The organism is Nonomuraea sp. NPDC049784, from assembly GCF_040659615.1.
Taxonomy (GTDB): domain Bacteria; phylum Actinomycetota; class Actinomycetes; order Streptosporangiales; family Streptosporangiaceae; genus Nonomuraea.
The window spans coordinates 1-10106 of sequence record NZ_JBFAMX010000367.1 but is presented as its reverse complement, the minus strand read 5'-3'; the positions used below and the strand labels follow the sequence as shown (position 1 = coordinate 10106).

Below are 10106 nucleotides of genomic sequence, written 5' to 3'. Positions count from 1 at the left end.
GTGGGGACGCCGGCCGATGTCGAGCGGCTGCGGCGCGAGGACCCGGCGGCGGCCAAGGCGTGGCGGCTGGCCGTGCGTGACACCCTCGGCGGGCTGATGAAGGCGGGCGGGAGGGTCATGGGGTTCACAGACCGGGGCGAGTACGTCGTGATGCAAGTTAACTGACTATTCCACCAACATTACGTGTCTCTGTAATGTGGCGCTCAGGCAACGCTGAGCAAGGAGAGCCGCATGGCGGAGTACACCCCGACCGTTCCTGCGCGAGTCCTACCATCCGTCACCGTCCGCGATCTGCCTGATCCTCCCCGATCGAAATGGCGCATCATCGGCCCAGGGCTGGTGGGCGCAGGTGTGGGGCTGGCGTCGGGCGAGTTCATCCTCTGGCCGTACATCGCCTCCCAAGTCGGGCTCATCTTCATCTGGGGAGCCGCGATCGGGATCATCACCCAGTGGTTCCTGAACATGGAGATCGAGCGCTACACGCTGGCCACCGGCGAGACCGCGCTCACCGGGTTCAGCCGGATGTGGAAGCACTGGGGCCTGGTCTTCGTCGTGATGACGCTCTGCTCGAACCTCTGGCCGGGCTGGGTCACCACGTCCGCGACCATGGTGACGTACCTGACCGGGTCGGGCGCGGGCAGCGTGCGGTGGATCGCCATCGGCATGCTCCTCGTGATCGCGCTCGGCCTGACGCTGGCGCCGGTGATCTACACCGTGCTTGAACGCGTCATCTTCGTGAAGATCGTCCTCGTGGCGACGCTGATCGTGGTCGCCGTCCTGTTCGCGATCAATGCCGACAGCTGGGTCCAGCTGGGCAAGGGCATGACGGTCGGGGCCAGGTTCCCCGTGCCGCCGCTGGAGTTCTCGGTGCTGATGGGCGCCATCGCGTACGCCGGCGCGGGCGGCGGCCAGAACCTCTGCCAGAGCAACTGGATCCGCGACAAGGGCTTCGGCATGGGCCAGTACGTGCCGCGCCTGGTCAGCCCGGTGACCGGACAGGAGGAGGCGGCCGCTTCGACGGGCTTCCAGTTCCCGCCCACCAAGGAGAACCTGGCCCGCTGGAAGCAGTGGTGGCGCTTCGCGAACGTCGAGCAGGCCTGGACGTTCGCGGTGGTGTCGTTCCTGACCATCGCGTTCATGTCGATGCTGGCCTACTCCACCGTGTTCGGCCGCGAGGGGCTGGCCAACAGCATCCAGTTCCTGCAGGTCGAGGGCAAGGTGCTGCAGGACGTCGTCGCCCCGTGGTTCGGCGTGCTGTTCTGGGTGATCGGGGCGCTGGCCCTGTTCGCCTCGGCCATGGGCATCGTCGACTACACCTCGCGGCTGGCCTCCGACACGATCAAGACGGTCTACCTGCGTGACAAGCCCGTCTCGGTGAACCGGGTCTACTTCTACACGGTCTGGGCCATGGCGCTGATCGGGATCGCGGTCCTGCTGGCGGGCTTCGACCAGCCGCTCATCCTGCTGGTGTTCTCCGCGTGCTTCGCGGCCGTGATGATGTTCGTGTACTCCATCCTGCTGATCATCCTCAACCGGCGGTCGCTGCCCGAGGCCATCAAGGTGCGCTCGTACCGGCTGGGCGCGCTGGTGTGGTCGGTGGCCTTCTTCGGGACGCTGACCGTGATGGTCGTCATTCAGCAGGCACAGAAGCTCTTCGGCGTATCGTGAGGGGATGATCAACGGAGCGCATCTGATCGTTTACAGTCACGACGCGGACGCCGACCGGGCGTTCATCCGTGACGTGCTCGAGTTCCCGTTCGTCGACGTGGGAGGCGGCTGGCTGATCTTCAAGCTGCCTCCCTCGGAGGTCGCCGTCCATCCGACCGGGGAGGCGGAGGTCCACGAGCTCTATCTCACGTGCGACGACCTGGAGCAGACGATGGACGATCTGCGGTCCAAGAACGTGCCGCTCGACCCGGTCACCCAGCAGGGCTGGGGGGCGCTCACGACGATCCACCTGCCCGGAGGCGGGCGGCTCGGGCTGTACGAGCCCCGGCACCAGACGGCGTACGACCTGCCCTGAGCTTGACCTCAACCGAACTTGAGGTATCAGACTCGGTCGCATGAACGTGATCGAAGTGACGAAGTTCGGCGGTCCCGAGGTGCTGGAGGTCCGGCCGGCGCCGGAGCCCGTGGCCGGTCCTGGGCAGGTGCTCATCGGGGTGTCGGCGGTGGACGTGATGTCGCTGGACGCGCAGTTGCGGGCCGGGTGGGGGCGCGAGTGGTTCCCGAACAAGCCGCCGTTCGTGCCCGGCACCGGGGTGGCCGGGCGGGTGCTGTCGGTGGGCGACGGGGTGGACGCCGGTTGGGCGGGACGGCGGGTGGCCGCGTTCCTCCCCGGCGGCGGCGGGTACGCCGAGCAGGTCGTGGCCGGCGTCGAGACGGTGGTCGGAGTGCCGGATGAGGTGCCCTTGTGGCGGGCCGCCTCGCTCATCCAGGTGGGGCCGGCCGCTCTGAGCCTAGTGGACGCGGCCGAGCTGAAACCCGGGGCACGCGTGCTGGTCACCGGGGCGGGAGGTGCGCTGGGGCTGCCGATCGTGCGGCTCGCGAGCGCGGCCGGCGCCCACGTGACGGCCGCGGCCCACAGCGCGGCGAAGCGGGAGGCGGCCCTGGGCATGGGCGCGGCGGAGGCCGTCGACTACACCGAGCTCAGTGGGCGGTTCGACGTGGTGTTCGACGGGGTCGGCGGTGAGGTCGGCGGCGCCGCGTACGAGCTGGTCGAGCCCGGCGGGACGTTCTTCGCCTACGGTGTGCCCAGCGGCTCGGCCGCCCTGATCAAGCCCGGGTCCGCGAGAGTGGTCGGCATGGAGCAGGTCCAGTTCGCCCCGGACGAGTTCAGGCGGCTGGCCCAGAGGGTCATGGAGGACGGCAGGCTCGCCACCGTCGTCGGGCTGGCCGTACCGCTGGAGCGGGCGAGCGAGACGCACGCGGCGCTGGACAGGCGCGAGCTGGTCGGCAAGGCGGTCCTGCTCGTCACCGCCCAGGCCGCCCGCTACCGGGCCAACGGTGGTCCCGAGGTGCTGACGCTGGACGAGATCGCGCTCCCCCAGCCGGGCCCTGGACAGGTGCGGGTGGCGGTCAGGGCGGCCGGAGTGAACCCCCTCGACTGGAAGCTCCGCCGCGGCGGCCCCGTCGACGGCCCCCGCGGCACCGGCCTCGAGCTGGCCGGGACGATCGACGCGATCGGCCCGGAGGTGACCGGGTGGCGGCTCGGCCAGCCGGTGTTCGGGCAGGTCGAGTCGGGCGCGGTCGCCACGCACGCGATCGCCGAAGCCGCCGCCCTGACGCCGAAGCCGGACGAGCTGACGTACGAGGAGGCCGCCGCGCTGCCGGTCGCCCTCGAGACTGCCCAGCGCACGCTCCGCGAGCTCGACCTCCAACCGGGACAGACGCTGCTGATCCACGCGGTCGCGGGCGGCGTCGGGCTGGCCGCCGCACAGCTCGCCATCGCCAGGGGAGCCCAGGTCGTCGGCACGGCCGGCGAACATCACCACCCCTACCTCCGCGACCTCGGCGTCCACCCGGTCACGTACGGCGAGGGCCTGGAGGAGCGCCTCCCGGGATCGGTCGACCGGGTGCTGGACGCCTCGGGCAGGGGCGAGCTGGAGCTGTCGGTGAAGCTCACCGGCGACCCCGACAAGGTGATCACCATCGCGGATCCGGTCAACGCGGCGAAGCTCGGCGTACGGTTCTCGACCGGCGGCACGAGAGGCCCCGTACCAGCCCATGAGGTACGCATCCCGGTCGCGGAGGTGTTCCCCCTGGAGCGGATCGCCGACGCGCACCGCCGCAGCGAGGACGGCCACTTCCTCGGCAAGATCGTGGTGAATACGGAAGCCACCTTGCCGCGATAGCGGGCACACTGGTCTCCATGCTCGAAACCTCGGCCCGCCTGCTGAAACTCCTCTCCCTGCTTCAAGCGCACAGGGAATGGACGGGCCCCGAGCTGTCCACCCGGCTCGGGGTGTCCACCAGGACGATCCGCAACGACGTCGAGCGCCTGCGCTCGCTCGGCTATCCCGTGCACGCCACGCCGGGGGTCGCCGGCGGCTATCGGCTGGGGGCGGGGGCCTCGCTGCCGCCGCTGCTGCTCGACGACGAGGAGGCCGTCGCGGTCGCGGTCGGGCTCGGCAGGGCGGCGGGCGGCGGGGTGGAGGGCATCGAGGAGACCTCCGTACGCGCCCTAGCCAAGCTGGAGCAGGTGCTCCCGTCCCGGCTGCGCCGCCGGGTGAACACGCTCAACAGCTACACCGTACAGATTCCCGGCAACGCCCCCTCGGTGGCGCCCGAGGTGCTGACCACGATCGCGAACGCGGCCCGCGACCACGAGCGGCTCCGCTTCGACTACACCGGCCACGAGGGCGAGACGACCGTGCGGAACGTGGAGCCGCACCGCCTGGTGCACCGGCGCGGCCGCTGGTACCTCGTGGGATACGACGTCGAGCGGCAGGGCTGGCGCACGTTCAGGGTGGACAGGGTGCGCCCGCGCACGCCGGCCGGGCCCAGGTTCACTCCGCGCGAGCTGCCCGGGGACGGCGACGTGGCGGCGTTCGTGGAGCGGGGCGTCAACACGGCGATGTGGCGCTACCGGGCCACGGTGCTCCTGCACACCCCGGCCGACCAGGTGAAGGAGCTGTCGCCGGGGTTGGAGGTGGAGCCGGTGGACGAGGCCACCTGCCTGCTCCGGCTGGGCGGCGACGACCTGAACGGGATGGCCGTGTGGATCGGGTTCGTCGGCGTGGACTTCGAGGTGCTCGACCCGCCCGAGCTGGCCGAGCACGTGCTGAAGCTGTCCGAGCGCTACCGGCGGGCGGTCAGCCGGCGGTAAGGCCCCGGTCAGCGGGCGGCCGCAGCCTCGGTGGCATGAAGAACATGACGCAGGTCGCCGGCAGCAAGGACGACTTCCAGCTGGTGCATCACCTCACGCTCAAGGGCAGCCAGTTCGAGATCGGCAGGGCGCTCACCGAGGAGGCCCGCAGGCTGGGCTGGTCCCCCACGCCGGCGGACCCCTCGGTGAACCGGGCCCGCAGGACGTGGTTCGAGCGGCACTGGCCCCAGCACGACGCCCGCTTGGACGGCGCCGCGGCGGCCCTCGGTCTCGACCCCGACCAGGACGAGCTGGCCCTCGACGGACTGAACTTCGTGCCCGAGGGCTCCGGCTGCTCGGCCCTGTGGATACCGCCGCCGGCGTCCACCGACGGCCACGGCAGGGTGGGCCGCAACTACGACTTCTTCCCCACGACCACCAGCCAGATCATGGGCGGCGAGCCCCGGCCGAACGAGCTGCCCATGGCCTCGCGCCCGTACGTGATCACGACGGTGCCCGACGAGGGGCTGTCCTCGACCGTGATCACCATGTCGGACCTCGACGGCTGCATGGACGGCATCAACTCGGCGGGCCTGGCGGTCATGCTGCTGGTGGCCGACTTCGAGAACGCGACTCCGCCGGAGAGGATCTCGCCACAGGTCGGAGTGGGGAGCGTGCAGTTGCCCAGGTTCCTGGTCGAGACCTGCGAGAACGTGGAGCAGGCCAAGCAGGCGCTGCTCGGCGCCAAGCAGTACGACCACGGCATGCCCCTGCACTACCTGGTGGCCGACGCGAACGGGCGGGCGTTCGTGTGGGAGCGGGGCAGGGACGGCAGCGAGCACATCGTCGAGCTCGGCGACGGCCCGCTCTGCGTCACCAACCACCTGCTGCACCGCCACCCCGACCCGATGAACCTGCCCGCGGACACCGCGGCCGGCTTCAGGACGTTCGAGCGGCTGCGCACGCTGCACGAGCGCAGCAAGGGCGCCACCATGTCACCGCAGGACCTGCGCGAGAGCCTGCGCGCGGTCCGGCAGCGGGAGGATCCGGCGCTGCCGTTCCGCACGCTGTGGACCACGGTCTTCGACACCGCCGACCGTACCCTGTCGGCCCGCTTCTACCTGGGCGACGGCCGGGGTTACAGCGACGAGCTGGTGTTTCACAGCTCCGACAGGTAGTCCTCGCGCACCTTGGTGCGCGACAACTTGCCCGTGGGCGTGCGCGGCAGCGGTGAACGATATTCGATCACCCTCGGGTGCTTGAACCTGGCGATGCGCGGCCCGCAGTGCTCCAGCAGCTCGGCGGTGAGCTGGGGGCCGGGCGTGACCCCTTCGGCGGGCTGGACGAGAGCGACCACGTTGTGGCCCCACTCCTCGTCGGGCACGCCGATGACGGCCACGTCCGCCACCGCAGGGTGCTCGAGCAGGGCGGCCTCGATCTCGGCGGGGTAGATGTTCACCCCGCCGGAGACGATCAGGTCGGTCCGCCGGTCGCACAGGAACAGGTAGCCGTCCTCGTCCAGGAAGCCGATGTCACCCGGCGAATACCACTCCCCCAGCATGCTGGCGGCGGTCTTCGCCGGGTCCTTGCGGTACTCGAACGTGCCCATGCTGGACTTGACGTAGATCATGCCGGGCTCGCGGGGCGGCAGCTCCATGCCCGCCTCATCGACGATCTTGGCCTCAAACAAAGGCGCGGGCCTGCCCACGGTGCCCGGCTTGGCCAGCCACTCGTGCGGCTTGACCGCGAACGCGATAGTCGACTCGGTCGAGCCGTAGTACTCGTACAGCACCGGACCCCACCAGTCCATGATCTGCTGCTTGACCGCGACCGGGCAGGCGGCGGCGGTGTGGATGACCTGGCGCAGGCTCGACACGTCGTACTTGCCCCTGACGTCCTCCGGCAGCTGCAGCATGCGGTGGAACATGGTGGGCACCATCATCGCGTTGGTCACCCGGTACCGCTCGATGAGCTCCAGGATGGTCACCGGCTCGAACTTGGGCGCGACGACCACGGTGTGCCCGAGGTGCAGCGCGAACTGGGTGTGCGCGCACGGCGACGAGTGGTACATCGGCGAGGTCACCAGGTGCACGTCGTCGCCCGGCCGCAGGTCCACGACCTCGCCCAGGAACCACCTGTACGCCGGCACCAGCTGCTCGGGCTCCGCGCCGGGCAGCGGTCGCTGCACACCCTTGGGGAAGCCGGTGGTGCCGGAGGTGTACCACATGACCGCCCCGGACGTCCGCTCGCCGGGCGCGCCGATGGGCTGCCCTTCGGCCAGCCCGGCCGTCCCGATCTCCGCTCCCGGCACGGCGTAGCCGGGGCCGGTGACCACGAGCTTGGCGTCGCAGTCGTCCAGGATGTACGCCACCTCGGACGCCGTAAGGTGCCAGTTGATCGGCACGTAGTAGAGCCCGATCTGGGCCGTCGCCATGAGCATGACGATGGCGTCGATGCCGTTGGGCAGCACGCCCGCCACCACGTCGCCGGTGCCGAGCCCGCGTGCCCTGAGGCCGTGCGACACCTGGTTGACCCGGGCGAGCAGCTCGCCGTAGGACGTCTCCGTGCCGTCGAAGTCGATCACCGCGCGGCGGGCGGGATCGGCGGCCGCGATGGCGTAGAAGCCGGGCAGCTGACTGACGTCCATCATCACAGCTCCAGCAGATGTGCGAGGCGGGCGCGGTGGATGCGGGGCGGGCCGAGCAGCACCTCGTCCGCCTTGGCCCTCTTGTAGTAGAGATGCGCGTCGTGCTCCCAGGTGAAACCGATGCCGCCGTGCAGCAGCAGGTGGTCGCGGGCCACCTCGAAGCAGGCGCGGCCGACGTACGCCTGGACGAGGGCGGCGGCCTCGGGCAGCTCGTCAGGCGACTCGTCGGCGGCCCAGGCGGCGTACCTGACGATGGACTCGGCCTGTTCGAGCTGGCAGTGCATGTCGGCGAGCTTGTGCTTCACCCCCTGGTACGAGCCTATGTAGCGGCCGAACGCGACGCGTATCTTGGCGTAGGCCACGATGGCGTCCAGCGCCGCCCGCATCACGCCGAGCTGCTCGGCCGCCAGCGCCACGCAGAGCCGGTCGCCGGCCTCCGGCGCCGGGCCCAGCACGCGGGCGGGCGCGCCTTCCAGGGCCACCCGTGCCTGGCCGCGCGTCAGGTCGAGCGTCTCCAGCGCCGTCCGGGTGACGCCGGGCCCGGCCAGCTCGACGGCCACCAGGACCGTGTCGTCGCCGCTGCGGGCGGGCGTCACCAGAACGTCCGCTTCCATGCCGCTGAGCACCTGCGCCAGCGTGCCGCGCACGGCCGCGCCGTCGAAGTCGAGGGTGTCCTGGCCGAGCGTGGCCGCGATCCGGCCCTCGGCGATCGCGCCGAGCAGCTCCTTGTCGGGTGTGCCCGCCAGAGCGATGGTGGCGAAGGCGGTGGCCAGGAACGGTCCCGGCAGCAGGGCCGCGCCTGTCTCCTCCAGCGCGACCGCCAGTTCGGCCATGCCCGCGCCCGCGCCGCCGTACTCCTCAGGGACGATCAGCCCTGACAGGCCGAGCTCGCCGTTGAGCCTGGCGTACACCTGCGGGTCGTAGCCTTGGCGCACCTTGGGCAGCGGCGAGGCGGCGCGCAGGAAGGCGCGCACGGCCTCACGGAGCTGCCGCTGCTCCTCATCGAGTACGAGCTTCACCCCTGCGTCCCCACCTTCAGATCCTTGAACGGCACGTTCTTGTCCACCCTGGGCTCCGGCGGCAGGTTGAGCACGCGGTCGCCCACGATGTTACGCATGATCTCGTTGGTGCCGCCGCCCAGAGACATGGCCGGGGCCAGCGAGATCGCGTACGCGAGCGGGTGGTCGCCGAGCGCCGCCTCCGGCCCCACGAGCCGCGTGGCCAGGTCGGCCCGGAACATGGTCAGCTCGGCCAGCAGCAGCTTGGCGGCGCTGCCCCGGGCACCGGGGAAGATGCCCGCCTCGGTTTCCTGGGCCAGCCGCTGGTTGAACAGCGCCAGGGCGCGGCTGCGGATGTGCAGCTCCACGAGCTGGTCGCGGACCAGCGGGTCTTCGGTGTCGACCACCTGGCGCAGCGCCTCCAGCGAGGTCGGGTCGTCCTTCTGGCCGCCCATGCCGACGCCCGCCGAGATCGACAGCCGCTCGTGCAGCAGCGTCGTGACGGCCACGCTCCAGCCGTCGTTGACCTCGCCGACGCGGTGCTCGTCGGGGATGGGGACGTTGTCGAAGAAGATCTCGTTGAAGTTGGACCTGCCGCTCATGTCCTTCAGCGGCCTGACCGTCACCCCCGGGTGGTGCATGTCCACCACGAACATGGTCAGCCCCTTGTGCTTGGGCACCTCCACGTCCGTGCGGGTCAGCAGCAGGCCCCAGTCGGCGTGGTGGGCGACCGACGTCCACACCTTCTGCCCGTTGACGATCCAGTGGTCGCCGTCGCGCTCGGCCTTCGTCTGCAGGCTGGCCACATCGCTGCCCGCCCCCGGCTCGGAGAACAGCTGGCACCAGATCTCCTCGCCGCGCAGCAGCGGCTTGAGGAACCGCTCGCGCTGCGCATCGGTGCCCCGGTCGACCAGTGTCGGCCCGGTCATGCCGAGCCCGATCGAGAAGACGTACGTGGGGAGCGTGTAGCCACGGGCCTCGGCGGCGAACGCGCGCTCCTCCGCCTGCGTCAGCCCCTGTCCGCCCCACCGTTCGGGCCAGGTGATGCCGGAGTAGCCGGCGTCGTGGAGCTTGGCCATGAACTTCTTGGCCCTGGCGATCGCGTCCGTCTCCGGGTCGTCCGTTGGAGCGTTCTCCTGCAACCAGGCCCTGGCGGCGCGCCGGTAGTCAGCAAGGTTCACATCGACTCCTTGGCATCAGTGCCCACTTACTCTAGCCAGGAGGCCGGACGACGCATAGGGCACTGTTCTTGGGGGCCTTTAGCGTGATTTGTCGCCGAATCTCCGATAATTGGAGGTGGAGGCACGTACTGTGATCACCTGATTACGGGGGATTGGGTGTGATCGCACGGTTGGGGAGATCCATTCGCGCGCGGCTGGCTCTGTGGGCCAGCGTCGCGATGGCCCTGCTGTGCCTGACGACCGGCGCGGCCCTGGTGTGGGTGGGACACGACACGGCGTTCGAGATCCGTACGAGAGAGGTGACTGGCGCCTCCCGGCGCCCGATCCATCTGATCAGGGATAACGAGCTGACCCCCGCCATCAACGTCCCGCTGAAGGGTGCCCAGGTCGTCGACCCGTCGGGCCGGGTGGTGGCCTCGACTCCCGGTCTGGCGGGTTCGCCGCGCCTGTCCCAGGTGACGCCGGACCCCGTC

General features: G+C 70.4%; 8 protein-coding genes and 1 pseudogene. 6 read left to right on the top strand and 3 right to left on the bottom strand.

Annotated features, from left to right (window positions below):
• Window positions 1-231: 231 nt before the first annotated feature.
• The 5 genes from AB0J09_RS43285 to AB0J09_RS43265 are packed head-to-tail and all read left to right on the top strand — an operon-like array spanning window position 232 to window position 5985.
• The gene (locus AB0J09_RS43285) at window positions 232-1668 is read left to right on the top strand and encodes an Nramp family divalent metal transporter (RefSeq protein WP_360704653.1); all 1437 of its coding nucleotides are present in this window, start codon (window positions 232-234) and stop codon (window positions 1666-1668) included.
• 4 nt (window positions 1669-1672) lie between these two features.
• Window positions 1673-2023, top strand: a complete 351-nt coding sequence (locus AB0J09_RS43280) for an extradiol dioxygenase (RefSeq protein ID WP_360704651.1) — start codon at window positions 1673-1675, stop codon at window positions 2021-2023.
• Window positions 2024-2063: 40 nt separating this feature from the next.
• Entirely contained in the window at window positions 2064-3854 is a 1791-nt protein-coding gene (locus AB0J09_RS43275; protein ID WP_360704649.1) for a zinc-binding dehydrogenase, read from the top strand.
• Window positions 3855-3871: 17 nt separating this feature from the next.
• Complete coding sequence (locus AB0J09_RS43270; protein ID WP_360704647.1) at window positions 3872-4828, top strand: YafY family protein; 957 nt, start codon at window positions 3872-3874, stop codon at window positions 4826-4828.
• Window positions 4829-4863: 35 nt separating this feature from the next.
• A complete protein-coding gene (locus AB0J09_RS43265) occupies window positions 4864-5985 on the top strand; it encodes a C45 family peptidase (RefSeq protein WP_360704644.1) in 1122 nt (373 codons plus the stop codon).
• Here the strand turns inward: AB0J09_RS43265 and AB0J09_RS43260 are convergent.
• Genes AB0J09_RS43260 through AB0J09_RS43250 form a run of 3 tightly spaced genes read right to left on the bottom strand, consistent with a single transcriptional unit; the run spans window position 5967 to window position 9633 of the window.
• Window positions 5967-7457 carry an AMP-binding protein gene (locus tag AB0J09_RS43260; RefSeq protein ID WP_360704641.1) on the bottom strand — a complete coding sequence of 497 codons (1491 nt, stop codon included), beginning with the start codon at window positions 7455-7457 and terminating at the stop codon, window positions 5967-5969. The two genes, AB0J09_RS43265 and AB0J09_RS43260, sit on opposite strands and share 19 nt — an antisense overlap.
• Window positions 7457-8473, bottom strand: a complete 1017-nt coding sequence (locus AB0J09_RS43255) for an acyl-CoA dehydrogenase family protein (RefSeq protein ID WP_360704639.1) — start codon at window positions 8471-8473, stop codon at window positions 7457-7459. Before AB0J09_RS43255 ends, AB0J09_RS43260 begins: the two co-directional genes overlap by 1 nt.
• On the bottom strand, window positions 8470-9633 hold the full coding sequence (locus AB0J09_RS43250) for an acyl-CoA dehydrogenase family protein (protein ID WP_360704636.1): 1164 nt from the start codon (window positions 9631-9633) through the stop codon (window positions 8470-8472). The genes AB0J09_RS43255 and AB0J09_RS43250 overlap by 4 nt, the downstream gene beginning before the upstream one ends.
• 170 nt (window positions 9634-9803) lie before the next feature.
• On the opposite strand from AB0J09_RS43250, the pseudogene AB0J09_RS43245 reads away from it, so the two are divergent.
• A pseudogene (locus tag AB0J09_RS43245) lies at window positions 9804-10106 on the top strand (hypothetical protein); the annotation flags it as partial.